At 71.3% G+C, this 25,688-nt stretch carries 24 protein-coding genes and 1 tRNA gene; 10 read left to right on the plus strand and 15 right to left on the minus strand.

The window, feature by feature from the left end:
• Positions 1–3 precede the first annotated feature (3 nt).
• Complete coding sequence (locus tag OG245_RS14860) at positions 4–1,239, plus strand: cytochrome P450 (protein ID WP_371623997.1); 1,236 nt, start codon at positions 4–6, stop codon at positions 1,237–1,239.
• Positions 1,240–1,279: 40 nt separating this feature from the next.
• Positions 1,280–1,975, plus strand: a complete 696-nt coding sequence (locus OG245_RS14865; protein ID WP_371623998.1) for a formyltransferase family protein — start codon at positions 1,280–1,282, stop codon at positions 1,973–1,975.
• Between the two features lie 166 nt (positions 1,976–2,141).
• On the opposite strand, the gene OG245_RS14870 is transcribed toward OG245_RS14865, so the two are convergent.
• From OG245_RS14870 to galU, 8 genes are all read right to left on the minus strand, one after another.
• Positions 2,142–2,966, minus strand: coding sequence for a S1 RNA-binding domain-containing protein (locus OG245_RS14870; RefSeq protein ID WP_371623999.1), 825 nt, complete (start codon positions 2,964–2,966; stop codon positions 2,142–2,144).
• Positions 2,967–3,111: 145 nt separating this feature from the next.
• Positions 3,112–3,185 (minus strand) — tRNA-Ala (locus OG245_RS14875).
• 98 nt (positions 3,186–3,283) lie between these two features.
• The gene (gene glpR, locus OG245_RS14880) at positions 3,284–4,510 is read right to left on the minus strand and encodes a gephyrin-like molybdotransferase receptor GlpR (RefSeq protein ID WP_371624000.1); all 1,227 of its coding nucleotides are present in this window, start codon (positions 4,508–4,510) and stop codon (positions 3,284–3,286) included.
• A 157-nt stretch (positions 4,511–4,667) separates the two neighbouring features.
• Complete coding sequence (locus tag OG245_RS14885; protein WP_371624001.1) at positions 4,668–5,297, minus strand: GNAT family N-acetyltransferase; 630 nt, start codon at positions 5,295–5,297, stop codon at positions 4,668–4,670.
• A gap of 17 nt (positions 5,298–5,314) precedes the next feature.
• Positions 5,315–5,863 (minus strand): molybdenum cofactor biosynthesis protein B, encoded by a 549-nt coding sequence (locus tag OG245_RS14890; RefSeq protein ID WP_371624002.1) that lies wholly within the window; start codon positions 5,861–5,863, stop codon positions 5,315–5,317.
• Positions 5,860–6,360 (minus strand): cyclic pyranopterin monophosphate synthase MoaC, encoded by a 501-nt coding sequence (moaC, locus tag OG245_RS14895; RefSeq protein ID WP_371624003.1) that lies wholly within the window; start codon positions 6,358–6,360, stop codon positions 5,860–5,862. Before moaC ends, OG245_RS14890 begins: the two co-directional genes overlap by 4 nt.
• A 101-nt stretch (positions 6,361–6,461) precedes the next feature.
• Positions 6,462–7,772, minus strand: a complete 1,311-nt coding sequence (gene glp, locus OG245_RS14900; RefSeq protein ID WP_371624004.1) for a gephyrin-like molybdotransferase Glp — start codon at positions 7,770–7,772, stop codon at positions 6,462–6,464.
• 4 nt (positions 7,773–7,776) lie between these two features.
• Positions 7,777–8,679 (minus strand): UTP--glucose-1-phosphate uridylyltransferase GalU, encoded by a 903-nt coding sequence (gene galU, locus OG245_RS14905; protein WP_371624005.1) that lies wholly within the window; start codon positions 8,677–8,679, stop codon positions 7,777–7,779.
• Positions 8,680–8,772: 93 nt separating this feature from the next.
• On the opposite strand from galU, the gene OG245_RS14910 reads away from it, so the two are divergent.
• Positions 8,773–9,384 carry a 5-formyltetrahydrofolate cyclo-ligase gene (locus OG245_RS14910; RefSeq protein WP_371624006.1) on the plus strand — a complete coding sequence of 204 codons (612 nt, stop codon included), beginning with the start codon at positions 8,773–8,775 and terminating at the stop codon, positions 9,382–9,384.
• 2 nt (positions 9,385–9,386) lie between these two features.
• Here the strand turns inward: OG245_RS14910 and OG245_RS14915 are convergent, their stop codons facing one another.
• Complete coding sequence (locus tag OG245_RS14915; RefSeq protein ID WP_371624007.1) at positions 9,387–12,131, minus strand: penicillin acylase family protein; 2,745 nt, start codon at positions 12,129–12,131, stop codon at positions 9,387–9,389.
• A 277-nt stretch (positions 12,132–12,408) separates the two neighbouring features.
• Here OG245_RS14915 and OG245_RS14920 point away from each other — a divergent pair, with 277 nt between their 5' ends.
• The 6 genes from OG245_RS14920 (at position 12,409) to OG245_RS14945 (ending at position 18,640) form a co-directional block, all read left to right on the plus strand.
• The gene (locus OG245_RS14920; RefSeq protein ID WP_371624008.1) at positions 12,409–14,052 is read left to right on the plus strand and encodes a potassium/proton antiporter; all 1,644 of its coding nucleotides are present in this window, start codon (positions 12,409–12,411) and stop codon (positions 14,050–14,052) included.
• A gap of 376 nt (positions 14,053–14,428) precedes the next feature.
• A complete protein-coding gene (locus OG245_RS14925) occupies positions 14,429–15,709 on the plus strand; it encodes an MFS transporter (protein WP_371624009.1) in 1,281 nt (426 codons plus the stop codon).
• Positions 15,710–15,775: 66 nt separating this feature from the next.
• A complete protein-coding gene (locus OG245_RS14930) occupies positions 15,776–16,129 on the plus strand; it encodes an FmdB family zinc ribbon protein (RefSeq protein ID WP_371624010.1) in 354 nt (117 codons plus the stop codon).
• 102 nt (positions 16,130–16,231) lie between these two features.
• Positions 16,232–17,107: an S-methyl-5'-thioadenosine phosphorylase gene (locus OG245_RS14935; RefSeq protein ID WP_371624011.1), complete on the plus strand. Its 876-nt coding sequence runs from the start codon at positions 16,232–16,234 to the stop codon at positions 17,105–17,107.
• A gap of 190 nt (positions 17,108–17,297) precedes the next feature.
• The gene (locus OG245_RS14940; protein WP_371624012.1) at positions 17,298–17,978 is read left to right on the plus strand and encodes a hypothetical protein; all 681 of its coding nucleotides are present in this window, start codon (positions 17,298–17,300) and stop codon (positions 17,976–17,978) included.
• 113 nt (positions 17,979–18,091) lie between these two features.
• Positions 18,092–18,640 carry an MscL family protein gene (locus OG245_RS14945; protein WP_371624013.1) on the plus strand — a complete coding sequence of 183 codons (549 nt, stop codon included), beginning with the start codon at positions 18,092–18,094 and terminating at the stop codon, positions 18,638–18,640.
• A gap of 16 nt (positions 18,641–18,656) precedes the next feature.
• Here OG245_RS14945 and OG245_RS14950 read toward each other — a convergent pair whose 3' ends face one another.
• The 6 genes from OG245_RS14950 to OG245_RS14975 form a co-directional block, all read right to left on the minus strand.
• Positions 18,657–18,881, minus strand: coding sequence for a hypothetical protein (locus OG245_RS14950; protein WP_371624014.1), 225 nt, complete (start codon positions 18,879–18,881; stop codon positions 18,657–18,659).
• Between the two features lie 61 nt (positions 18,882–18,942).
• A complete protein-coding gene (locus OG245_RS14955; RefSeq protein WP_371624015.1) occupies positions 18,943–19,338 on the minus strand; it encodes a hypothetical protein in 396 nt (131 codons plus the stop codon).
• The gene (locus OG245_RS14960) at positions 19,335–20,036 is read right to left on the minus strand and encodes a ubiquinol-cytochrome c reductase iron-sulfur subunit (protein ID WP_371624016.1); all 702 of its coding nucleotides are present in this window, start codon (positions 20,034–20,036) and stop codon (positions 19,335–19,337) included. Before OG245_RS14960 ends, OG245_RS14955 begins: the two co-directional genes overlap by 4 nt.
• Complete coding sequence (locus tag OG245_RS14965; protein ID WP_007452552.1) at positions 20,033–20,635, minus strand: 4Fe-4S dicluster domain-containing protein; 603 nt, start codon at positions 20,633–20,635, stop codon at positions 20,033–20,035. The genes OG245_RS14960 and OG245_RS14965 overlap by 4 nt, the downstream gene beginning before the upstream one ends.
• A gap of 6 nt (positions 20,636–20,641) precedes the next feature.
• The gene (locus OG245_RS14970; protein ID WP_371624017.1) at positions 20,642–22,969 is read right to left on the minus strand and encodes a molybdopterin oxidoreductase family protein; all 2,328 of its coding nucleotides are present in this window, start codon (positions 22,967–22,969) and stop codon (positions 20,642–20,644) included.
• Positions 22,966–24,075, minus strand: coding sequence for an MFS transporter (locus OG245_RS14975; protein WP_371624018.1), 1,110 nt, complete (start codon positions 24,073–24,075; stop codon positions 22,966–22,968). The genes OG245_RS14970 and OG245_RS14975 overlap by 4 nt, the downstream gene beginning before the upstream one ends.
• Before the next feature lie 279 nt (positions 24,076–24,354).
• Between OG245_RS14975 and OG245_RS14980 the strand changes: the two genes are divergently transcribed.
• Entirely contained in the window at positions 24,355–25,476 is a 1,122-nt protein-coding gene (locus OG245_RS14980) for a P1 family peptidase (RefSeq protein WP_371624019.1), read from the plus strand.
• Positions 25,477–25,688: the final 212 nt, after the last annotated feature.

The following is a 25,688-nucleotide window of genomic DNA, read 5'->3' on the forward strand; positions in this document are numbered from 1 at the left end:
CCCGTGGGTACACCGGCACTGGACACCCTGGACCTGGGCGATCCGAACACCTTCGCGGACCACGACCTCGACGCGTTCTGGCGCACCCTGCGCGACGACGCCCCGGTGTACTGGAACCCTCCGGCCGACGGTCGCCGGGGGTTCTGGGTGCTCTCCCGCTACGCCGACATCATGGCCACCTACCGGGACGACGTGAACTTCACGTCCGAGCGCGGCAACGTGCTCGTCACGCTGCTGGAGGGCGGTGACGCCGGCGCCGGCCGGATGCTGGCCGTCACCGACGGCCGCCGCCACCACGAGCTGCGCAAGATCCTTCAACGGGTGCTCTCCCCGAGGGTGCTCGACGAGGTCGCACGGACCGTGCGGGCCAACACCCGGCAGTGGATCCGCGAGGCGGTCGAGTCCGGCGGCTGCGAGTTCGCCGAGGAGATCGCCGGCCGGATCCCGATGACCACGATCTCCAGCCTGCTCGGCGTTCCCGAACAGGACCGGGACTTCCTCCTCTCCCTGACGAAGACCGCGCTGTCGACCGATGCCGAGGGCGTCGACGAGGTCGACTCCGAGATGGCCCGCAACGAGATCCTCATGTACTTCATGGACATCGTCGAGGAGCGGCGGGAGGCGCCGGGCGACGACGTGATCAGCATGCTGATCGCCAGCTCCATCGACGGGGTGCCGCTGTCCGACGAGGACATCGTGCTCAACTGCTACAGCCTGATCATCGGCGGCGACGAGACCAGCCGCCTCACGATGATCGACTGCGTCCACACCCTCGCGGGCCACCCCGAGCAGTGGCGGCGCCTCAAGCACGGCGAGGTCGCGATCGACACCGCCGTGGACGAGGTGCTGCGCTGGGCCTCCCCCACGATGCACTTCGGGCGCAGCGCCGTCAGGGAGACGGAGCTGCACGGGGTAAGGCTGCGCCCGGGCGACATCGTCACGCTCTGGCACGCCTCCGGCAACCGGGACGAACGGGTCTTCGACCGGCCCGGCGAGTTCGACCTCGGCCGTGCCCCCAACAAGCACCTGGCCTTCGGCTACGGCCCGCACTTCTGTATCGGCTCGTACCTGGCCAAGGTGGAGATCTCCGAACTTCTCCTGGCCCTGCGGGACTTCACCGACGGTTTCGAGCTGACCGGCGAGCCGCAGCGCATCCGGTCCAACTTCCTGACCGGGTTCTCCACGATGCCGGTGCGGTTTCGTCCCGACCACTCCGGACTGAAGGACGCCGGCCGATGAACGGCAGCCCCTCCCCGACCAGCGACCGCTTGGAGCGCGAGTGAACATCTACATCTCAGGACGAGGGGCATTCGCGGTGCAGGTCGCGGACGCCCTGCTGGAGGAGGGGCACCAGATCACCGGCGTGGCCGCCCCGCGGCTCCGCCAGGGGCATTCCGACGAGGACAACACGTTGTCCTGGGACCGCCTGCGCTCCTGGGCCTACCCCAGGAGCATCCCCTGGACGGACTCGGAGGAGCTGCGCGCGACCCATGTCCCCGACGGGGTCGATGTCATCGTCGCCGCGCACTCCCACGCCTTCATAGGCCGTCGGACGCGGGCCAGGGCCGCCGTCGCCACCATCGGCTACCACCCCAGCCTGCTGCCCCTGCACCGCGGGCGGGACGCGATCCGATGGACGATCCGCGACGGTGACAAGGTCACGGGCGGCAGCGTCTACCACCTCACCGAGCGCACCGACGGCGGCCCGCTCGCCGCTCAGGAGCACCTGTTCGTCCCTCCGGGCTCGACCGCGCAGAGCCTGTGGCGCGATCATCTGGCCCCGCTCGGCGTGCGGTTGCTGCTGAGGGTGGTCACCGACCTGGCCAAGGGCCGGCTCGTCGAGGTCCCGCAGGACGAGTCGTTGGCGACCTGGGAGCCCGCGATGGGCGCGCCTCCGCTGTTCAAGCCCGAACTCATCGCGCTGCCCGGAACGACGTCCGTCGACGGCAGCAGGTGGGCCATCCACGCGCAGTGACGCCCTGAGGGCCGGCCGGCAGCGCGCTTCGCCGGAACGCCGAGCCCCGAACCCACGAGATCCCGTCCGGACGGTTCGCCCGGACGGGATTCCGTGAACCGCTTCCGATCGATGATCACCGGGTTGGATCCCGAGCAGGCCGTCACAGGAGAGATCGTTTCCCCTTCTACGGCAGATTCCTGGCGGACAGGGTGACGCGGCGGCGCACCAGGTCGACCTCGACGATCCGTACGGTGATCTCGTCGCCCTCGCTGACGATCCGGCCGGGGTCCTCGACGGGCTCTTCGACGAATTCGGTGGTGTGCACGAGGCCCTCGACACCGTCGGCGATGCGGACGAAGGCTCCGAACGGAACCAGCTTGGTGACCTGCCCGGCCATGACCGTGCCCGCCCGGTCCGCGAAGGGAACGAGCGGGTCCTCCTGGAGGGCCTTCAGCGACAACTGAACCTGTCCACGCCGGGTGTCCACGCCGATGATCTCGCCGATGACCTGCTGGCCGACCGTGACGGCGTCGGCGGGATGGTCGACCCGCCGCCAACTCAGTTCGGGGCCTCTGATGAACCCGGTGGTGCCCTCATGGTCCGGTTCGCCGTCGAGGTTCACGAACACGCCGAAGCCGTGGACGCTCTGCACCCGGCCCCGATGGGTCGCACCACGCCGCAGGCCGAGAAGGAATGCTCGCAGGGCCGGGTCCTCACACGCCGAGGCCGACGCCCAGACGTACTGCTGCTCCCCGTCGACGGCTGTCACTTCGAAGGTGAGCCGCTGCCCGATGCTCACGGCTTCGGACGGGTGCCCCACGGCCTTACGGGTCAGATCGCCGCTAGGGATACGTCCCAGCGCCTGCCCCGGACCGGAGAACCCGTCCAGTTCGACGAGCGCCTCCCGGTCGTCGACGCGGACGACTCGGCCGGTACGAACCTCGCCGGCTCGCACGGTGTTCAGGAAATCCCTCAGGGCCTCGTTCGACAAGGGTTCGGTCACGGCCATGACGGTAGTCACGGGGCGCTGCGGGACCGCCCACGTCCGGACGTGGCCTCCAACACACCTCGTGAACGACGAGATCCCGCCCCGCCTTGCGGCGGAACGGGATCTCGTCAACGTCCCTGAGAGCTACCCAAGAACTGTCGTCTTGTGGACCTGTGGGGATTTGAACCCCAGACCCCCTCGATGCGAACGAGGTGCGCTACCAGACTGCGCCACAGGCCCTTGCGACGTGTGAAACTCTAGCACCCCTACAGGGGTGCTTGGAAATCCGTTCCTCCGCTGGTCAGCGGTGCCGGGATTTCCGAGCGCCACCCGCCGCCTCACTCGTTGGCGGCACGCGGCCGGTCCTCGTCGTCGTACTGGTCGAAGAGCGGGGTCCGGCCCCGGTCGCGGTGACGGCGTGACTGGTTCGTGCGCTGACGCGGAGCCGGGTCGACCGCCGGGGCCGTGGGGTGCGAGGTGCCCGTCTGGGTGGGCTCGGCCGTGCTGGAGCGGGCCGCGCTCCAGGTCTCCGGGTCGCCGACCTCCACGCCGCCCGTGGCCCGGGGGGCGACGGGCGCGGTGACGTAGGTGGGCAGCGGTACGGGAACGGGCTCCCAGCTGTCGCCCTGGACGCGACCGCGCTCGCGCTGCTGGTCCACCCACTCCGCGTGGTCCGTCTGCTCGACGAGGGCGCGGCGGCCGGCCTCCTGGGGGGAGACGGTGGGCGTGGGCTCCGGCTCCGGGTGGTGCGCTTCGGAGTCGTCGTCGGGCTCGGCGGGTGCGGGGGCCGTGGGCTGGTGCCTGCGGGGGCGGTTCTCGCGCAGCCGCTGCGCCGCGTCCTCGGCCCGGCGGCGGTCCATGGTGAAGGCGAACCGCCGGCGTTCCTGGGCGCGCAGATGCACGATGTACGTGCTCAGCAGCACGGCAGGGACCGCGGGCGCCCACAGGAAGCCGAGGCCGCCGACCGCCGCGACGACCGCTCCGAGCGTGAAGGCCAGGAAGAGGACGACGGTGGTCCGCCTGCGCCGCGCCAGAACCTGGGAGCGCTGGGCGCGCCGGGCCCGCTCGGCGTCGGCCGCACCGGAGCCGGGACGGCGGCGGGCGGGCGGGACGTGCTCCGCGGGACGCTCGCCGGACCGGCGTTCGTGCGCCCGACGGTCCGGGGGCTGATGCCCCGCCCGCCGGTCGTGCGACTCCCGGTCGTGCGCCGGGCGGTCGGGGGCCTGGGGGTCCGGGGCACGCTCGGCCGCGTGCGCCGGGTCGGTCAGCCTGGCTTCGGTGTGCGCCGGAGGCGCGGCGAAGGCCCGGACGTCCACGGATTCCATACGGTCCGTTTCCCGGTCCGGGTCGACGTCGGGCGTCGCCTCCTCGGCGGTGCGCTCCCGCAGCTCCTTGGCGTACCGGCGCTCCATCGCCGCCCGTCCGGACAGCAGCCGGATGGCGGTGCTGAAGCGTTCCGTAGGACGGGCTTCGTTGAGCTCGTCCTGCCTGCGGAGCCACATCGGCACCAAGTAGGCGGCCCAGGCCCCGACGATGACTGCGTAGATGAGGCCGCTGCTGCTCACGCTCACACCGTAGAGGGGTTTGCACGGAAGGATCCGCCAATTGGCCCGGTGTGTCGCACGATCCGGCTGATATCACGGACTTTTTTTGTGATTGTTCGAATCAACGGCCGCCGATAGCCCGACCTCATGCGGTCTTTCGGCGATCTAATTCGAACACCTATTCCATTTCACCGGACGGCTCGGGGCCCCGCGGCGGCACGGGGCGCGACCGGCGCCACCGCCGGAGCATCCCCTCGGGTACTTCCTCGGCGGTGAGGGCGAAGATCAGATGGTCGCGCCAGGCCCCGTCGATGTGGAGATAGCGCGGGCGCACGCCCTCCGAGCGGAATCCGAGTTTCTCCACCACTCTGCGGCTGGGCCCGTTCTCGGGGCGAATGCAGACCTCGATGCGGTGCAGGCCCACGGCGCGGAAGCAGTGGTCCACGGCGAGCGCCACGGACGTCGGCATGACCCCGCGCCCGGCGACGCTCCGGTCGACCCAGTAACCGATGTGACCGGAGCACATCGAGCCCCAGGTGATCCCCGCGACCGTGAGCTGACCGACCAGCCGGCCCTCGTACTCGATGGCGAACGGCAGCATCCGCCCCGCGTTCGCCTCGGCGCGCAGATGGCGGACCATCTGCCGGTACGTGGGCCGCTGCGCCATCGGACCGCCCGGGGCGGGTGGCGGGACGGTCGCCTCCCAGGGGCGCAGCCAGTCACGGTTCCGCCGGTTGACCTCGCGCCACATCCGCTGGTCACGCATCTTTATCGGGCGCAGAACGATCTCGCCGTCGGTCAGCGTCACCGGCCAGGTCGCGACGTTCAGCTCGGGCTCCCCGGTCGTGGGTGGTCGCCGCCGCGGAGCTGGTCGACGGCGTGCACCAGGAGCCGGCCGAGGACCGCGAGCCCGTCCTTCACCCCGCCGGTGGAGCCGGGGAGGTTGACGATCAGGGTGCGGGAGGCGACGCCCGCGAGGCCCCGGGAGAGGGCGGCGGTCGGGACCTTGGCCCGGCCCTCGGCCCGGATCGCCTCCGGGATGCCGGGGATCTCGTGGTCGAGGACGCGACGGGTGGCCTCGGGTGTGGCGTCGGTGGGCGAGATGCCCGTACCGCCGGTGGTGACGATCACGTCGTACGCGGCGGCGACGCCCGCGCGCAGGGCCGCCTCGACCGGGTCGCCGTCCGGAACGACCTGCGGGCCGTCGACCGTGAAGCCGAGGCCGCGCAGCGCTTCGGCGATCAGCGGGCCGCCCCTGTCCGCGTACACCCCGGCGGAGGCCCGGTTGGAGGCGGTGACGACGAGCGCGGTGTACGGGGAGGGCTCGGCCGCCGTCTGTTCGTGGCCGGGGGCTCCGGGCCCGGGCGGCGTCACGTGTCCGTTCCCTCCGGCGCGGTGCGCCGGTAGTCGCCGGACTTGCCGCCCGACTTCGCCTCGACCCGTACGTCGGTGATGACCGCGCTCTTGTCGACGGCCTTGACCATGTCGATCACCGTGAGCGCCGCGACCGAGACCGCGGTCAGGGCCTCCATCTCGACGCCCGTGCGGTCCGTCGTCTTCACGGTGGCCGTGATCTCCACCGCGTCGTCGGCCACGCTCAGGTCGACCCGCACGCCGGAGACGGCCAGCGGATGGCAGAGCGGGATCAGGTCCGGGGTGCGCTTGGCCCCCATGATCCCGGCGATCCGGGCGGTGGCGAGGGCGTCGCCCTTGGGGACGCCCTCGCCGCGCAGCAGCTCGATCACGCGCGGCGAGACGAGCACCCGGCCGGCGGCGCGGGCGACCCGGGTGGTGACGTCCTTCTCCGACACGTCGACCATGCGGGCCGCGCCCGCCTCGTCGATGTGCGTCAGCCTGTTCTGCGTACTCAACTCACTCCGCCTAGCGGTAGGGGCGCCGGTGGACCTCGGGGAACCGGAGGGGGACCCCCGGAAGGCACGGCGGCAGATACCGTACCGCCACCGGGCGGCGGTCAGCCGAGCAGGATCACGTCCGTCTCCGCGCCGGGCTCGACCGAGGTGACGTCCTCGTCCACCACGATCAGCGCGTCCGCCTGCGCGAGGGCGGCGATCAGATGCGATCCGGAACCGCCGACCGGGGTGACCGTGCCCGCCTCCGCGTCGTACCGGCCGCGCAGGAACTGGCGGCGGCCGTCCGGCGACGTGAGCGCCTTGTCGGCGCTCAACCGGGCGCGCGCCGTCGGGCGGTGCACGTCGGTGAGGCCCATCAGGGCACGGATGGCGGGCCGGACGAACAACTCGAAGGAGACGTAGGCGGAGACCGGATTGCCCGGCAGGGCCAGCAGCGGGGTGTGGTCCGGGCCGATCGAGCCGAAGCCCTGCGGCTTGCCGGGCTGCATGGCGAGCTTGCGGAACTCGACCCCGCTGCCGGGCTCGTCCTCGTCCCCGACGGAGGACAGCGCCTCCTTGACCACGTCGTAGGCGCCGACGCTGACACCACCCGTGGTGACGACGATGTCCGCGCGGATCAGCTGGTCCTCGATCGTGGCGCGCAGCGTCTCGGCGTCGTCGGTCACCGCGCCGACCCGGTAGGCGATGGCTCCGGCGTCCCGGGCGGCGGCCGTCAGCGCGAAGCTGTTGGAGTCGTAGATCTGGCCGCCGGTCAGCTGCTCGCCGGGCTGGACCAGTTCGCTGCCGGTGGACAGGACGACCACGCGGGGGCGGGGCCGCACGACCACGGTGGCGCGGCCGATCGCCGCGAGCAGCCCGATCTGCGGCGGGCCGACGACGGACCCGGCGGCCAGGGCCAGGTCGCCCGGCTCGACGTCGCTGCCGCGCTCGCGCACATGGGCGCCGGCCACGACGGGCCGGTGCACCCTGACCTCGCCGGCGGCGTCCTCGGGCGCGTCGCTGTGGGCGCGCATGGCGGCGGCCGGGCCCTCGCCCGTACCGCCGTCGGTCCACTCGACCGGGACCACGGCCTCCGCACCGGCCGGCAGCGGCGCGCCCGTCATGATGCGGGCGGCCTGCCCCGGTCCGACGACCTGGTCGTCGGCGAGCCCGGCACTGCCCGCGGCGACGTCGCCGATGACGGTGAGGACCGCGGGGAACTCCTCGCTGGCGCCCTCGACATCGGCGATCCGGACCGCGTAACCGTCCATGGAACTGTTGTCGAACGGCGGCAGGGCCACCTCCACGACGACGTCCTGGACGAGGACACAGCCCTGGGCGTCCGGCAGCTGCAGCTCGATGGGCTCCAGCGGCCTCACCGCGGCGAGGATGTCGTCCAGGTGCTCGTCCACCGACCAGATCGTGCTGCTCACGGGGTTACATCTCCTCAGCGACGTACTTGCGCAGCCAGGTCCGGAAGTCCGGCCCCAGGTCCTCACGTTCGCACGCCAGTCTGACAATGGCACGCAGATAGTCGCTGCGGTCGCCGGTGTCGTAGCGGCGGCCCTTGAAGACGACGCCGTGCACGGGGCCGCCGATCTTCTCGTCCGCGGCGAGCAGCTGGAGCGCGTCGGTGAGCTGGATCTCGCCGCCGCGGCCCGGCTCGGTGTGTCGCAGTATGTCGAAGACCGCGGGGTCCAGGACGTACCGGCCGATGATGGCGAGGTTGCTGGGGGCGTCGGCCGGGTCCGGCTTCTCGACCAGGTCGGTGATGCGGACGACGTCGCCGTCGACGGTGGCGTCCGCGGCGGCGCAGCCGTAGAGGTGGACCTGCGAGGGGTCGACCTCCATCAGCGCGATGACGCTGCCGCCCTCACGCTCCTGGACCTCGACCATCCTGGCCAGCAGCGCGTCGCGAGGGTCGATCAGGTCGTCGCCGAGGAGGACCGCGAAGGGCTGGTCGCCCACGTGCGGGGCGGCGCACAGCACGGCGTGGCCGAGGCCGCGCGGGTCGCCCTGTCGCACGTAGTGCATGGTGGCCAGGTCGCTGGACTCCTGGACCTTGGCGAGGCGTTCGGCGTCGCCCTTGCGGGTGAGCGCGGACTCCAGCTCGTAGTTGCGGTCGAAGTGGTCCTCGAGGGGACGCTTGTTGCGACCGGTGATCATCAGCACGTCGGAGAGGCCCGCTGCGACGGCTTCTTCGACGACATACTGGATGGCGGGCTTGTCGACGACAGGCAGCATCTCTTTGGGAGTGGCCTTCGTGGCGGGCAGGAACCGGGTGCCGAGACCTGCTGCCGGAATGACGGCCTTGCTGATCCTGGGGTGCGACTGAGTCATGTGCAGACCTTAACGGCTGAACACGGCCGGAAGCTGATATTCCGGTTAACTTCGTCCTTAAATATGCCCATAAGAGAATCGTGCGAGTCACCATTGAACACCGACAAGTCCGGAAAGACGTCCGCGAAGGTCTCACTGCGGCGTGAACTTCTCGCCGCACGGGCCCTCCTGACGAAGGAGGACGCCGCCCGGAGCGCCGCGGTTCTTGCCGAGGCGGCCCTGCGCCTGCCCGAACTGGCCGACGCCCGTACGGTCGCCGCGTACGTCTCCGTGGGGCGCGAACCGGGCACCCGCGCCCTCCTGGAGGCGCTGCGCGGGCGCGGCGTCCGGGTCCTGCTGCCGGTCCTCCTGGCCGACAACGACCTGGACTGGGCGGCCTACGAGGGCCCGGAGCACCTGCTGCCCGCCGGTCGGGGGCTCCTTGAGCCGAACGGCGCACGCCTGGGCCCCGCCGCCGTCCTGGAAGCCGAGGCGGTGCTGCTGCCCGGCCTCGCGGTGGACGGGGCCGGGATGCGGCTGGGGCGCGGCGGAGGCAGCTACGACCGGGTGCTCGCCCGGCTGACGGCCGCCGGGGCGCGCCCTTCGCTCGTCGTGCTCCTGTACGACGACGAGGTGGTCGCGCGGGTCCCCTCGGAACCGCACGACCACCCCGTGGACGCCGTGGTCACGCCGGCCGGAGCGCGGCGCTTCGTGAACCCTCGATAGCCCTACGGTTTCAGCGTCAGCGTGTCGACGGTGGACGCGTCGACCGCGTCCTTCCCGAAGGACCAGTCGAGCAGTTCACCGTCGACCCACTTGTCGGTCTGGTCGGTGTAGTGCGCGTTGAACGCGTGCCCGGAGGCACCGCTGAGGTTGATCCAGCGGGACTTGTCCCAGTCCCCCACGTTGACGACCATCCGCATCGACGGCACCCAGACGACCTCGTAGCCGCTCGCCGCGTTCCAGCCGGTGGCGTTGACCGCCGCCTCGCCGCCGCCGAGGTTCCAGGGGCCGCGGTTGAGCGCCCGCTGGAGCAGGCCGGGGCCCTCGGTGCCGAGCGTCTGGTTCTTCAGCGTCAGCCGGTGCAGGCGGCCCCAGCTCCAGGTGGAGATGTTCTTGCCGAGCTTGGAGGTCAGCTCCCAGCGGGCGTCCTCCATCGCCCGGGCGAACAGGTCGTCCCGGCTCTCCAGGGCGGCCTCGCGGCCCCGGGCGGGCGCCTTCCACCACTCGTTGTCCTGGTCGTCCACGATGTCGCGGACCACCTGGAACCAGCGGTCGCCGCCGTCCGGCTGCGCGGTGTCGCCGTCGCGCTGGCCGCACTCGCGGACGAGCTTCCTCTGCTGGTCGGCCGGGCCGCTGTTCTTGACCGGCGGCACGTTGATGCAGTCGCCCTCGACCCGCATCTCCTTGGGCAGTTTGTTGCCGAAGGCGAGCTTCAGGATGTTGCGCCAGACGCCGTTGAAGTACGCGGCGGCGGCCGAGTCGGGCTCCTGGATGTAGTCCCAGCCCTCCAGCAGCTTCTGGGCCTCGCGGACGCTCGGGTCGGAGATGTTGATCTTCTTCAGCTCGGGCACCAGCAGCGCGGCGATCTCGCTGAAGTTGTCCATCTGCATCTTCTGCATGTCATCGGTCGAGACCTTCTCGCCGCCCTTGATCTTCTGGGTCAGGAGGTCGTTGAGCCGCTGACTGCGTGCGCCGTAGCCCCAGTCCTTGGTCAGGAGGTGGGGGTACTTCTCCTCGTCGATGACCGCCTGGTTGGCGGTGACGATGAAGCCGCGGTCCGGGTTGTACTCGTAGGGCAGCTCGTCGAAGGGGATGTAGTCCTTCCACGCGTACTTCGGGTCCCAGCCCGGGGCCGGCGCCGTGCCGTCGTAGCCCTCGGACCGGACCGGGATCTTGCCGGGGGCCTGATAGCCGATGTTGCCGTCGGTGTCGGCGTAGATGAGGTTCTGCGAGGGGACCTCGAAGTTCTCGGCGGCCTTCCGGAAGGTGGTGAAGTCCTTGGCCCGGTTGAGCGCGAACACGGCGTCCATGGACTTGCCGGGCTCCAGCGCGGTCCACTTCAGCGCCACCGCGTAGCCGTCGGCCCGGTCGGGCGCCGAGGCGCCGACGGGAGCCTTCTGGCCGACCTTGTCCAGTTCCTTGCTGCGGTCGGAGACCAGGGGCCCGTTGTTCGTCTCACGGACGGTGATCTTCCGGTCCCTGCCGCCGGCGACCTTGATGGTCTCCTCGCGGGTCTTGAACGACTTGGTCCGGCCGTCGTACAGATAGCCGTCGCCGGAGACCTTCTCCAGGAAGAGGTCGGTGACGTCGGCGCCCAGGTTGGTCAGGCCCCAGGCGATGTCCTGGTTGTGACCGATGATCACACCGGGCATGCCGGAGAACGTGTAGCCGGCCGTGTCGTACTGGCAGGTCGTGGAGAGCTCCCGGCAGTGCAGGCCCATCTGGTACCAGAGGGAGGGCAGCATCGGCGCGAGGTGCGGGTCGTTCGCGAGCAGCGCCTTGCCGGACGTCGTGTGCTTGCCGTCGACGACCCAGGAGTTCGAGCCGATGCCGTTGCCGTTGGGGCCGAGCAGCGCCGGGATCTCGTCGAGGGTGTCCGAGAGGGCGGCCATCTGGGTGTTGAGGCCCTCGGTGGCGCCCTCGGGGGTCGCGGAGCCGATGGTGTCCGACGGGATCGCCTCGGGGTCGAACTTCCCGGTGACCGGGGAGATCGCACCGTTCTCGACGATCGGCTTGTTCTGCTTGTACGGATAGCCGGGGTACAGGTCCTCGATCTGGTCCTTGTCGAGGCGGCTGGTCAGCAGCGAACGGTCGATCTCGTCCTGCATGTTGCCGCGCAGGTCCCAGGCCATCGCCTTCAGCCAGGCCACCGAGTCGACCGGGGTCCACTCGCCGGGCTTGTAGTCGTTGGTCAGCCCCAGAGCCGCGTACTCGACCGAGATGTCCCGGCCTTCCTTGCCCTTCAGATACGCGTTGACGCCCTCCGCGTACGACTGGAGGTTCTTCTTGGTGCCCTCGTCCAGGACCTCGTCGTACTCCTTCTGCGCCACCTTCCGCCAGCCGAGCGTCCGCAGGAAGGAATCGGTCTCCACCTGTCCGGAACCGAACATCTCGGAGAGCCGGCCGGACGTCATGTGCCGCCGGACGTCCATCTCCCAGAAGCGGTCCTGGGCCTGGACGAAGCCCTGGGCGCGGAAGAGGTCGGCGTCGGAGTCCGCGTAGATCTGCGGGATTCCGTAGGAGTCACGTTTGACCTCGACGTCGCCGGTGAGGCCGTCGAGAGTCATCGACCCGGTGGTCTGCGGGTACGAGGCCCGCACGGTGGACACGGACCAGTACGCCCCGTATCCGACACCCGCGACGAGCGCCAGCACCAGGACGAGCACGAGCAGGCGGGCGCGTCGCCCCTTCTTCCTGCCGGGCTTCTTCGCGTCGGAAGGGCCGGAAGAGGCGGTTGTGTTGGCGGGCATCGCTGTCCTTCGAGGGGCAGGGTGGTCCTGGGAGTGCAGGAGCAACCATAGGCGCAGCGGAGAAGCCACTCGGACGCGGTATAGGGATGCATCCATTTGCGTCTTCCTCGTACGAACACTCGAACCCGTCAAGAAATCGTTAAAGATTAGGTAAGGTAACGAAGTAACTGGCTGCCGGAGGACGATCCGGCAGGCGCACGCAGGGAAGGAACGGACCCTGACTGTCCACGCGCTCAACGAACTCCTGCTCGTCTGCTCGCTCGTCCTGCTCGTCGCCGTGGCGGCGGTACGGATCTCCTCGCGCAGCGGGCTCCCCAGCCTGCTCCTGTATCTCGGCATCGGGATCGCCCTGGGGCAGGACGGCATCTTCGACGTCAAGTTCGACAACGCCGAGCTGACGCAGGTGTTCGGCTATGCCGCCCTGGTCGTCATCCTGGCCGAGGGCGGGCTCGGAGCGAAGTGGAAAGAGGTCAAACCCGTCCTGCCCGCGGCCGCGGTGATCTCGACCGTCGGCGTCGCCATCAGCGTGGGCATCACCGCGGCCGCCGCGCACTACCTGGTCGGCCTGGACTGGCGCCAGGCCCTCATCATCGGCGCGGTCGTCTCCTCGACCGACGCGGCCGCCGTCTTCTCCGTGCTGCGCAGAGTGCCTCTGCCGCCCCGGATCACCGGGGTCCTGGAGGCCGAGTCGGGCTTCAACGACGCCCCGGTCGTCATCATGGTCGTCGCGTTCTCCGCGGTCGGCCCGGTCGAGCACTGGTACGTCCTGGTCGCGGAGATCGCCATGGAGCTGGTCATCGGCGCCGCGATCGGCATCGCGGTGGGCTGGCTGGGCTCCCTGGGGCTGCGGCACGTGGCGCTGCCCGCCTCCGGCCTCTACCCGATCGCCGTGATGGCCATCGCCGTCTCCGCGTACGCGGCGGGCGCCATGGCCCACGGCAGCGGGTTCCTCGCCGTCTACCTGGCCGCGATGATCCTCGGCAACTCCAAGCTGCCGCACTGGCCCGCCACCCGGGGCTTCGCCGACGGGCTCGGCTGGCTGGCCCAGATCGGGATGTTCGTGCTGCTCGGCCTGCTGGTCACCCCGCACGACCTGGTCGACGACTTCTGGCCCGCCATCGTCGTGGGCCTGGTGCTGACGATGGTGGCGCGGCCGCTGTCGGTCTTCCTGAGCCTCGCGCCGTTCCGGCTGCCGGCCCGCGAGAAGGTCCTGATGTCGTGGGCCGGGCTGCGCGGAGCGGTGCCCATCGTCCTGGCGACCATTCCGATGGTGTCCGGGGTGGAGGGCAGTACGAGAATCTTCAACATCGTGTTCGTCCTGGTCATCGTCTACACCCTGATCCAGGGCCCGACGCTGCCGTGGGTCGCGAACAAGCTGAACATCGCCGACGATCCGGCCGAGGCCGCCGACCTGGGCATCGAGTCGGCCCCGCTGGAGCGGCTGCGCGGCCACCTGCTGTCGGTCGCCATCCCCACGAAGTCCAAGATGCACGGCGTCGAGGTCGGCGAACTCCGGCTCCCGGCCGGTGCCGCGGTCACGCTGGTGGTCCGCGAGGACAAGAGCTTCGTGCCGTCCCCGGCGACCGTGCTGCGGCGCGGGGACGAACTGCTGGTGGTGGCCACCGATCCGGTACGCGACCGGGCGGAGGAACGGCTGCGGGCGGTCGGCGAGGGCGGCAAGCTGGCCGGCTGGCTGGGCACGGACAGGTCCCCCGCCTCCGGCGCACCCGGCATGGCGGGACCCCACGGCGCTTCCGCCATCCCGCAGTCGATGAAGCTGGCCAAGAAGCTCGGCGGTGCCGCCGCCAGTGCCGGTACAGGCGCCAACGGAAGTGGACGTGGACCTGGAAAGGGAAGTGGACGCGGACGCGGAAGCGCGAACGGGAGCACCGGCGGCAGCGGCACGAGGACCAGCACCTGAGAATCCCCGAGACGCACCGGAACCACGCGAGGCTTCCCGGCACTCCTCAGAGGCGACGACCCGGGCGGTGCGCAGCGGAAGCGTCACAGATCACAGGCTGATACGGGGAGCCCTGTGCGCAATCACAGGCTTACAGGGCTCCCCGCCTGTATCATGAAGGCAAACCTGATCGACCAACTCTGTCTGAAGCAGAGCTGGCGCGACCGTATGGCGGTCGTGGTGTCTCTTCGCCCGGCGTTTCCTCGCCGATTGCAGCGAGTCGCCCGGCATCTACCGCAGTTCCGCGCGAAGAGGACAGCTCTCGGCCGCTTCCGTCCGGCCCGCCCCACAAGGGCGCCGGGAAGCAGGGCCACCAGGCGGCAGAAAGGCAAGGACCGTGGCACCCACGGTCTCCGACCGCCCCGGATACGGGCAACTGCTGCGCACCCCCGGTGCGTGGACCTTCCTCCTCCCGGGCTTCGCCGCACGGCAGCCCTTCGCGATGCTCACCATCGGCATCGTCCTCCTCGTGCAGCACACGACCGGCTCGTACGGCAGCGCGGGCGCCGTCGCGGCGGTCTCCGGCGTCGCCATGGCGCTGTTCGCCCCGCAGAGCGGCAAGCTCGCCGACCGTTTCGGCCAGCGCGCGGTCCTGCTCCCCGGGGTCCTTCTCCACGCCGTCTCCGTGAGCGCGCTGACCGTGCTGGCGCTGGCGGACGCGCCCCTGTGGGCACTGTTCGTCGCCGCCGTGCCGACCGGCGCCTCGATCCCGCAGATCGGCCCCATGGTGCGGGCCCGCTGGGCGGCGATGCTGGGGGCGACCCGCGACCGGCCCGCCTCTCCGCTGATGTCCACCGCGGCCGCGTTCGAGTCGGTGACGGACGAGTTCACTTTCGTGCTCGGCCCGGTGATCGCCACCGCGCTGTGCACCGGCGTGCACCCGGCGGCCGGACTGATCACGGAAGCCGCCCTGACCCTGGTCGGCGGCCTGTTCTTCGCCGCGCAGCGCGCCACCCAGCCCGCCCCGCGCGACGCGGCCACCGCGGCCGAACCGCACGCCTCGGCGCTCTCCGTGCCGGGTGTGCGCGTCCTGGCCGTCACCTTCCTGGGCATCGGCGCGGTCTTCGGCGGCATGCAGGTCTCGCTGACCGCGTTCTCCGAGGAGATCGGCCACCCCGGGGTGAACGGTGTCCTCTACGGGATCTTCGCGGCGGGCAACATGCTGGCCGGCATCGCCTGCGGCGCCATCGCCTGGAAGAGCAGCCCGCGCCGCCGGCTGATCGTCGGGTACGTGGCGCTGACCCTGACCGCGTCCGGCCTGTGGGCCGTGCACTCGGTGCCGCTGCTGGCCGGGCTCGGTCTGCTGGTCGGCCTCTGCATCGCTCCGGCGCTGATCAGCGGCTACACCCTGGTCGACGCGCTGGTGCCCGCCACCGCCCGCACCGAGGCCTTCACCTGGCTGACGGGCGCCGTGGCACTCGGACAGGCGGCGGCCGTGACCGTGGCGGGGCAACTCGCCGACGCCCATGGCGCGAGCACCGGTTTCCTGGTTCCCCTGGCCGGAACGACGCTGGCCCTGATGACCCTGCTGGCCCTGCGTTCGCGGCTGACGCCGAAGTCCCCGGGACGCACCGTGGCACGTGGGATCGGTCACCGCGAGCCGGTCACGGTGGACTGATTCAACGGAATACGTCAGTATGGACCGTCGTTAGCACTCACTGAGTGAGAGTGCCAGGAGGAGCAAGTGCCGACCTATCAGTACCAGTGCACCGAGTGCGGCGAGGGCCTCGAGGCGGTGCAGAAGTTCACCGATGATGCCCTGACCGTGTGCCCGAGCTGCGACGGACGCCTCAAGAAGGTGTTCTCCGCGGTCGGCATCGTCTTCAAGGGTTCCGGTTTCTACCGGAACGACAGCCGCGGCTCCTCGTCGAGCAGCACGGCTGCGTCGACGGGGGCGAAGTCGTCCGACTCCGCGTCGTCCTCGTCGTCGGGTTCGGACACGAAGGCGAGCGCTTCGTCGTCGTCCTCTTCGTCCGCCTCCTCCTCGTCGTCGTCGGCCTCCGCGCCGGCCTCGTCGAGCGGTACGTCGGCCGCCTGAGCCCGCGTACGCCCCACCTGCTTTTCACCGGACCCCGCCGAGGCCACTCGGCGGGGTCCGGGCGTTCGTGCCGGCGAACACGGCTCCCGATACGGTGACCGCATGGCGAACGCACTTGACGAAACGGGCACCGGTACGGGTATGGCGGGTTCCGCGGAGATCGGGGTCATCGGCGGCTCGGGCTTCTACTCCTTCCTGGAGGACGTCACCGAGGTCGCGGTGGACACCCCTTACGGGAAGCCGAGCGACTCGGTCTTCCTCGGCGAGCTCGGCGGCCGGCGGGTGGCCTTCCTGCCCCGCCACGGACGCGGCCACCACCTGCCGCCGCACCGCATCAACTACCGGGCCAACCTGTGGGCACTGCGCTCCGTCGGGGTCCGGCAGGTGCTCGGCCCGTGCGCGGTGGGCGGACTGCGCCCGGAGTACGGGCCGGGCACCCTGCTCGTCCCCGACCAGCTGGTGGACCGCACCAAGGCCCGTGTGCAGACCTTCTACGACGGTGAGACCCGGGCCGACGGGACCGTGCCGAACGTCGTCCATCTGGGCTTCGCCGACCCGTACTGCCCCGAGGGGCGCAAGGCCGCGCTCGCCGCGGCTCACGGCCGCGGCTGGGAGCCGGTGGACGGCGGAACCCTGGTGGTGGTCGAGGGCCCCCGCTTCTCGACCCGTGCGGAATCGCGCTGGCACGCGGCGATGGGCTGGTCCGTCGTGGGCATGACCGGACACCCCGAAGCCGTCCTCGCCCGTGAGCTGGGGCTCTGCTACACCACGATGACCCTGGTGACCGACCTGGACGCGGGGGCCGAGGCGGGCGAGGGCGTCTCGCACGAGGAGGTCCTCCAGGTGTTCGCGGCCAACGTGGACCGGCTGCGCTCGGTGCTGTTCGACGCGGTGGCCGGGCTGCCGAGGACCGAGAACCGCAACTGCACGTGCGCCCACGCCCTGGACGGGATCGACACGGGGATCGCCCTGCCGTAACAGGGCTCTCCGCTGCTCGGGCACGGTGGTCGTCGCCGGAACGGGTGACGGAGTTGTCCCCAGCGCGAGGGCTGTCCACAGGCCTCGGCGGGATCTGCGGGAACGGTGGAAAGTGAGGGGAGTCCGGCCGCATCAACCGGCCCGGACTCCCCTCTCCCTTGCCCTCGTCCGCCCGAGTCCAGGTGGTGCCATGTCCACGCCTCCTTTCCCGTCCCGATCCCCTTCACCCCCTTCACCGTCCCGGTCCCCGTCTCCGCCTCCGTCTCTGCCTCCGCCTCCGGCGCCGGTGCCCGCGCCGTGCGGGGTGGGGCCGTTCGGGCCCCTGCGCGTGCGGGGCGGTGGCGCGGACCGGCTGCGCCGGATGCTGCGCCGACAGCGGCGTGCGGCGGCCGCGGGGCTCGCGCTGGCGGGGGCCGCGCTGGCCACCACGGGCCTGAGCAGCGCCGACGGAGAGGCCGGCGCGCCGGACGTTCCGCCGAGGGCCGACCGGTCGTCCGTACGACTGGTCTCCGCGCCGGTCAGGATCGCGGATCCCGAGACGGTACGGCTGCTGCGCCCCGGGGACCGGGTCGATGTGATCGCGGTCGGTGACACCGGCGGCGCGGCGCGCGTGGTGGCACGAGGGGTGCGCGTGGCGAAGGTGCCGTACGCGGGCACAGGACCCGGCGGTCGAGCGGCGGACGTGTCCGGCGCCGGGGCGGGCGGCGTGGAGAGGGCGGACCGTACGGGAGGGGCCGATGGCATCGGAGGAGCGGGGGTCGCCGGGGCCGGGGCGCTGGTGGTGTTGTCCGTGGAGCGGTCGACGGCCGCGGCGCTGCTGGGCGCGGGTGCTTCGGGACGGCTGGCCGTGGCGGTGTCCGATGCGAACTGACGTCTTCTCACATCACCCGGGGACGCTCGCGGGTTGGACAGTGGTGCCTTCTCCCGCCTTAGCTGGCGGAGCAGTTCGCTCCCCTCACCGCCCATGCGAAAGAAGGCTCACCCGTGAGCGAGAAGAAGGTCAGTCTGCTGGAGGGCTTCAAGGTCTTCCTGACGCGCGGCAATGTGATCGACCTCGCGGTGGCTGTCGTCATCGGCGCCGCGTTCACCAACATCGTGAACGCTGTCGTCAAGGGCGTCATCAACCCCCTGGTCGGTGCGTTCGGCACCCAGGACCTGGACGGCTACCGCTCCTGCCTCCGGGGCCCCTGCACCACGGACCCGAGGACCGGGAAGACGGACGGCATCGAGATCCTGTGGGGCTCGGTGCTCAGCGCCGCCCTCAGTTTCCTGATCACCGCTGCTGTCGTGTACTTCCTGATGGTGCTGCCCATGGCCAAGTACCTGGCGAGGCGGGCGGCGGCGCAGGCCGCCAAGGAAGGCGTGCAGGAGACGCTGGAGGTGAGCGAGCTGGAGGTGCTGAAGGAGATCCGCGACGCCCTCGTGGCGCAGCGCTCCGGTGGCACGCCCGACTCCCGGCCGGTCTCGGGCGAGGGCCGCGGGGGAACGGGCGGGGCGGGCGGGGCGACTGCCGGCCCGCGCGAGGACCGGTAGCCCTCCGGGCCCTCGCTCAGATGTGGTGGGGCGGCTTCTCGTCCAGGAAACGCGCGAGGTCCGCGGCACTGCCGCCGGAGAGAGGCCGCTCGCCCCACCCCTGGTCCGTATCGTCCGCGGACTGCCGGTCCAGCGGATCGTCGAAGTCCAGAACCGGCTTGGGCTTCGGTTCCTCGTGCGGCTGCTCCTGTGGCTGCTGCTGCTTCGCATCGCGCGGGCTGGGGGTGGGGGCGGCGCTCATGTCTCCAGGGTACGGCGGCTCACCACGCGGTGTGAGCCGCCGTGGAGCCGGGCGGCGGGCGTCAGCGGTCCTTCGGGTCGATGAGCCACAGGCCCAGCACGACGAGGAACGACAGACAGAGGAAGCCGGCCCCCCACCAGGCGGTGCCGGTGTTGCCCTCCATCCACTCGTCGATCAGGACCGTCAGTCCCCAGAGCTGGCCGATGACGACGGTCATGGCCAGGGTGAGCCGGGCGGTCAGCTTCGAGGAGCGCACGGGGTCCTGGTCGGTGCCCGCTCCGGGCCCGGGGCCGGTGTGCCGGACGCGCGGGTCCCCGTATCCGCTGGTGGGGCGGATCTGCGGATACCGCTCGTGGACGGGCCGGTTCAGCTCGGGGTCGGCGCTGCCGGGGTGGTACGTCGGGTAGTGGCTGCCGGGGGGCGGCAGGGGCTGCTCGGGGTGCGGGGTGTCGCTCATGCCCGCCTGCCCGGGTTCTTTGCGGTGGCGGAGGTCTCGCCGGCGGCCCGGGGCGGGGCTTCGGCTCCGTTGCCGATGTCGGGGCAGCCGATGCGGGACGCGAGGTCGGGGCGGTCGCCGCCGAGCTGGCGGCAGAGGCCCGCCTCGATGCTCTCGCCGGAGCGGGTGGTCCCCACGGCCCAGATACTGCCGTCGTCCTGCTCGATGACCACGACCTTGGGCAGCCCGCGCGGCGGCGGCCCCGCCGTGACCTCGCCGGACCGGGCGTCGAAGACTCCTTCGTGGCAGGGGCAGTACAGCTCGCCCTCCGTTCCCCGGTCCTTGCGCCAGAGCACGGCGCAGGCGAGGTGGGTGCAGACGGCGGAGTAGCCGACGAGAGTGCCGTCGTCGAGGCGGACGGCGACGGCCCGGTCCTCCTCGCCCGGGTAGCGGAAGGCGATCGACTCGCCGGGCTGGAGTCCCCCGGCGACGCGCTTCGCCTCGGGGGCCCTGCCCTCCTCGCCGTCGCCGTGGCGGTGGAGCATGCCCGCGGCCACCCCGATGCCGCCGACGGCGAGACCGCCGGAGACGGTGGTGACGATCCGGAGGTAGTCGCGCCGGGTGGTCAGGGAGTCGGCGGCGATCCGGTCCTGGAGCGCCTCGCGCGGGTCTCCCCCGGCGGGGTGCTCGGCACCCGGCTGCTGTTCGGTGACGCTCATCGACGGACGTCCTTCCCGTTGATCTCGACGACGGGAAGCCCGCCGGGGACCGGCCACTGGACCCGTTCGGCGGGGACGACCATCGCCACGCCGGTGCGGACCTCGGTCTCGCCGAAGACGAAGGTGTCGGCGACCTGGACGCCGGGGCGCTCCGCCTGGAGCTCCTCGACGGTTCCGTAGAAGAGGGCTCCGGTCGGGCAGACCGTGGCGCACATGGGGGCGAGCCCGTAGGCGGTGCGGTCGTAGCAGAGGTTGCACTTCATCTGCAGTTTCGCCTGGAGGTCGATCTTCGGTACGCCGAAGGGGCAGGCGTTGACGCAGTTGGAGCAGCCGATGCAGCGGGTGGTGTCGGCCTGCTGCACCACGCCGTCCGCGGTCACCAGGATCGCGTCGGCGGGACAGACCTCGGCGCACGGGGCGACCGGGTCCTCGCAGTGCATGCAGACGGTGGGGAGGGAGGCGACGGAGTGGCCCTCGTCGGTGTAGTCGAGGTGGATCATCGATTTGCCGCGGTGGGAGTCGCATTCGCGGCAGGCGGAGACACAGGCCTGGCAGCCGATGCAGCGCCCCGGGTCGATGAAGATCGTTCTGCCCATCATGGGGACTCAGCTCCTCTCCGAGGTGCCACGGCCCTGGGGGGCCGTGGGAGGCAGCGGGTCGGTACGGGAGACCTGGGTCTCCGGGTAGGCGACATGGCCGGGAGCGACCGGCGGGGCGGGGACCTCGTCGATCCGCTCGGCGTGCTCGATGCGGCAGGCGCACACCTTGTACTCGGGGATCTTGGACCGGGGGTCGAGGGCGTCGATGGTGAGGGCGTTGGCCGCGGTGGGCACCGGCCAGTGGTACGGGATGAACACGGTGTCGGGACGGATCGCCTCGGTGACCAGGGCGGGGAAGACCTCGCTGCCGCGCCGGGTGACGACGCGGACGGGCTCGCCGTTGCGGAAGCCGTGCGAGGGGTGGACCTCGGCCCAGGGGCGCGGGGTCTGTTCGACGAGGGCGCCGAGCCTGCGGGTCTGGTTGCCGGAGAGGAAGTGGGCGACGGTGCGGCCGGTGGTGAGCGACATGGGGTGCTCGTCGTCGTACGGGTCCATCGGCGGGTGCCATTCGACGACCTGGAGGTGGATCTTGCCGTCGGGGTGGTAGGTCTTCCCGTCCTCGAAGAGGCGGGGGGTGCCGGGGTGATCGGTGGTGGGGCAGGGCCAGGCGATGCCGCCGGTCTCCTCCAGGCGTTCGTAGGTGATGCCGTAGTAGTCGTTGACGGTGCCGGCGGAGGCGACGCGCAGCTCGTCGAAGACCGACCGGGAGTCGGGGAAGTCGAATTTGTCGCCGGCGCCGAGCCGTCGGGCGAGTTCGCACATCGCCCAGGTGTCGGTGCGGACGCCGGGCGGCGGGTCCTGGGCCTTGTTGTGCTTGACCACGCGGGCTTCCGCGTTGGCCATCACTCCCTCGTCCTCGGCCCAGGTGGTGACGGGGAAGACGACATGGGCGTTGGCGGCGGTCTCGGAGAGGAAGAAGTCGAATTGCGCGTGGAACTCGGTGGTGTCGTACCCCTCCTTGACCACCTGGTAGTTGGGCAGGGAGACGAAGGGGTTGTTGCAGATGCCGATCAGGCCGCGGATCTCGCGGCGCTGCATCTGCCAGACCATTTCCATCATGGAGGTCCCGGCGGCCGGGAGTTCGGACTCCTCGATGCCCCAGATCTCGCAGATCTGGCGGCGGTGCTCCTCGTTCATGATGGAGCGTCCGCCGGGGAGGAGGTCGGACTTCTGGCCGTGCTCGCGGCCGCCCTGCCCGTTGCCCTGGCCGGTGATGGTGCCGTAGCCGGCGCCGGGTTTGCCGATGTGGCCGGTGGCGGTGCAGAGGTTGATCACGGTGAGGCAGTTCTCGACGCCCTGCGAGTGGTGCTCGATGCCCCGGGCGTGCCAGGCCATGGCCCTGGGCGCGCGGGCGAAGGTCCGGGCGACCTGGACGATCTGCTCGGCGGGGATGCCGCAGATCGCGGCGGCGCGGGAGGGCGGGTATTCGGCGGCCTTGGCCTTGACCTCCTCCCAGCCGGTGGCGTGGGCGGCGAGGTAGTTCTCGTCGGTGAGCCCTTCCTCGATGACGACGTGCAGGACGGAGGTGAAGAACGCGGAGTCGGTGCCGGGCTTGAGGGCGACGTGGATGTCGGCGGTCCGGGCGATGGCGGTCTCGCGCGGGTCGATGACGATGAGGCTGGCCCCCCGGTCGCGGGCGCCCCAGACGTACTGGGTCATCACGGGGAAGCACTCGCCGACGTTGGAGCCCGCGATGAGCAGGCAGTCGGTGAGCAGGATGTCGGAGAAGGGGTTGCCGGCCCGGTCGATGCCGAAGGCCAGCTTGTTGGCGCCCGCCGCGCTGACCATGCAGAGGCGGCCGTTGTAGTCGACGTGCCGGGTCTTGAGCGCGACCCGGGCGAACTTGCCCACCAGATAGGTCTTCTCGGAGAACAGACTGGCCCCGCCGAGGAGCCCGAAGGCGTCGTTGCCGTGGGTCTGCTGGATGCGCTTGATCTCGGAGACGGTGAAGTCGAGCGCCTCCTCCCAGGAGACCTCGCGGAACTCCTCGTCGCGGGAGCGGCGCATGAGCGGGGCGGTCAGCCGGTCGGGGTGGTTGACCTGCTGGTAGGCGTTGATGCCCTTGGGGCAGAGCCGCATCCGGTTGATGTCGTGGTTGCGGGGTTCGACACCGAAGACCTTGCCGCCGCGGTCCACGCGCAGATACATCCCGCACTGGACGCCGCAGAAGCAGCAGTGGGTCGGCACGAGCGTCTCGCCGTTCTGGTCGGCGTGCCACTGGTCGGCCGGGATGCCGCCCGCGTCCCGGAAGGCTCGGGTTCCGGGAGGTGCGAGGGAGGGGTCCAGGGGGATGAACGTGCGGCGGTCGGCAGCAGCTCGCGGATCCGCGGTCACTTGAAGCCCTTCTTCACATGGGAGAGGTAGGCGCTGCCGCGCAGCACCCGCTTGCAGCGCGGGCAGTATTCGGCCCAGGAGTCGAAGTCGAGCCGGAGGTCGCGCATGGTGCCGCGCAGGTTCTCGACGTAGGGGCCGGTGTCGATGGGTTCCTCGCAGCGGCGGCAGACGAACACCTCGTCGTCCTTGCGGCCGGTGTATTTGAACAGCTGCATGCCGACCGCGGCCGGTCGCTGGACGATGTGGAAGAACTTGCCGAACGGGATGTAGATGAGCGTGAACACCACCGACGCCATGTGCAGGATCGCGAGGAACTGGTAGCCGCCACCGTTCAGGAAGATCGAGGAGAAGGTGAGCAGCAGCCCCGTGACGGAGATGACGATGAGCGCGATCAGCGGCACCAGGTCGTAGGCGAAGCGCTGTCCGGTGGCGGCGCCGCGGTCCTTCATGCGGCGCCACAGGAAGTACGAGGCGCCGGGGATGACGAGGACGGCGGCGATGTCCAGGCCGTGGAACATCAGCCAGCCGAGCACGTTGAGCGAGTCGAATCCGAGGATCTTGAAGCCCCAGATCCGCATCTCGTAGCCGGGTCCCGATCCGCTGCCGGAGGTGAAGGTGAACCAGCCCCAGGTGAGCGGGAAGGTGATCAGGGCCGCGAGGATGCAGCCCCAGAAGATCAGCTGGTGGGCGGCCCAGCGGGCGTGGCTGCGGGCGCCGAGGAACTTCTGGAAGCCCAGATAGGTGGCGATCATCTTCGGCAGGGCGGTGGGTGCGCTGCGGAAGTTGTCCAGGGAGAAGAGGCTGCGCCAGCCCTGTCTGAAGAGGCGTCGGGCGCCGGGGGCGGAGATCCAGACGGTGTACCGGTAGGCGACGCCGAAGGCGAGGAAGACCGTGGCCACGGCGTAGGGGAGGAGGGCCGAGTCGAAGTTGCGGAGCATACGGCTGCCGAGCACGATCGCGAGGATCAGCAGGGCGGAGACGACCGCTCCGGCGAGCGTGGCCCGGGTGGTGACGGACCGGGGGCCGGTAGCGGCGGGAGGCGTGGCCGCGAGGTCGCCGGGGTCGTGGGGCTCGGCTGCTGCGTTGGCTTCTGAGGGCTCGGTCACCCGGCCACCGTAGGACTGTTTGGGTTGATTGAACCCGTTTTAGGGGGTGAGGGGGTGAGAGGGTCGCCCGGACAGTCGCAAGGGTCGCCTTGCCCGGGCGGAGCGCTTCGGGCTCACCGTGCCCGGCTCCCGCGCCCGCTGAGCGGTACGTTCACCACGCAGGGGATCGCGCTCCCCGATGGACCGGCCCCGACCCGCCCGCGCCCTCGAATTCCGAACCCCGAACCGACCTCGAACCCGAGCCGACCTCGAACCCGACCCGACCGGAGGAACCGCACGATGATCCCCATAGACCCTGCGGACCCCACGGACTCCGTGAACCTCGTCGCCCCCGAGGCCGGAGCCCCGGAGCCAGCGCCCTTGCTGGACGCGCTGACCGATGTGGCCGGGGTGCGTGTCGGGCACGCCGAGGTCGCCGGTGCGGGCGCGTTGAGCGGCACGACCGTCGTCCTGGCGCCCGAGGGCGGGGCCGTGGCCGCCGTGGATGTACGGGGCGGCGGTCCGGGCACGCGGGAGACGGACGCGCTGGACCCGCGCAATCTGGTGCAGCGGGTCGACGCCGTCGTCCTCACGGGCGGCAGCGCGTTCGGGCTGGACGCCGCGTCCGGGGTGGTGGCCTGGCTGGAGGAGCAGGGTCGGGGCGTCCGGGTCGGCGCCGGGCCGACCCAGGTGGTGCCGGTCGTTCCGGCCGCCGCCCTCTTCGATCTCGGCCGGGGCGGCGACTGGCGGGCCCGCCCCGACGCGTCGACCGGCCGCGCGGCGGTGGAGGCCGCGGCGGCCACCGGGCCCGGGGAGCCCGTGGCCGAGGGCGGCGTGGGCGCGGGCGCCGGCGCGGTGGCCGGGCAGCTCAAGGGCGGCATCGGCACGGCGAGCACCCGCCTCGCCTCCGGGGTCACGGTGGCCGCCCTCGTCGCGGTGAACGCGGCGGGCTCGGTGGTCGATCCCCGCACCGGGGTGCTGTTCGGGGAGTACGGAGCCGGGGACCCGCCCACCCGCCCTCCGGCCGAGGTCCACGCGGCGGCGGAGCGGCGTCTCGCGCGGGAGCGGGAGGCGGCGGAGGCGGCCGGAGGCGGGGCCCCGCCGTTCAACACGACGATCGCGGTCGTCGCCACGGACGCGGACCTGACCCGGGCGCAGGCCCAGAAGCTGGCGGGCACCGCACACGACGGACTGGCCCGCGCGGTACGCCCCGTCCATCTGCTGACCGACGGGGACACCGTGTTCACGCTGGCCACCGGGCAGGCGCGGGTGCCGTCCGGGGACCCGGCCCCCGTCAACGAGATCCTGGCGGCGGGCGCCGACGTCCTGGCGCGGGCCGTCGTGAAGGCCGTGCGCGCGGCCCGGAGCACCGAGGGGCCGGGCGGCGGGCTCCTCTCGTACACGGAGCTGTACGGCGGCTAGGTCCTGTCGCCAAACCGCCGTCGTCGGCGGAGTCGCGCGGCGGCCGGGGCCGGCCCGGGCGGCAGACTCAGGGGGCGCGCGGCGCGAGCGAGGGGCGTGCGCGCGCCCGACTCGCCTCCTGCGCAAGGGAGTTCACCCCAACCGCCCGAAATGCACCGGGAACACGCGGGGAACTTTCTGCGTGCGCCCTACGTTTTTACCAACCCCGGTCA

Source organism: Streptomyces sp. NBC_01116 (assembly GCF_041435495.1).
Taxonomy (GTDB): domain Bacteria; phylum Actinomycetota; class Actinomycetes; order Streptomycetales; family Streptomycetaceae; genus Streptomyces.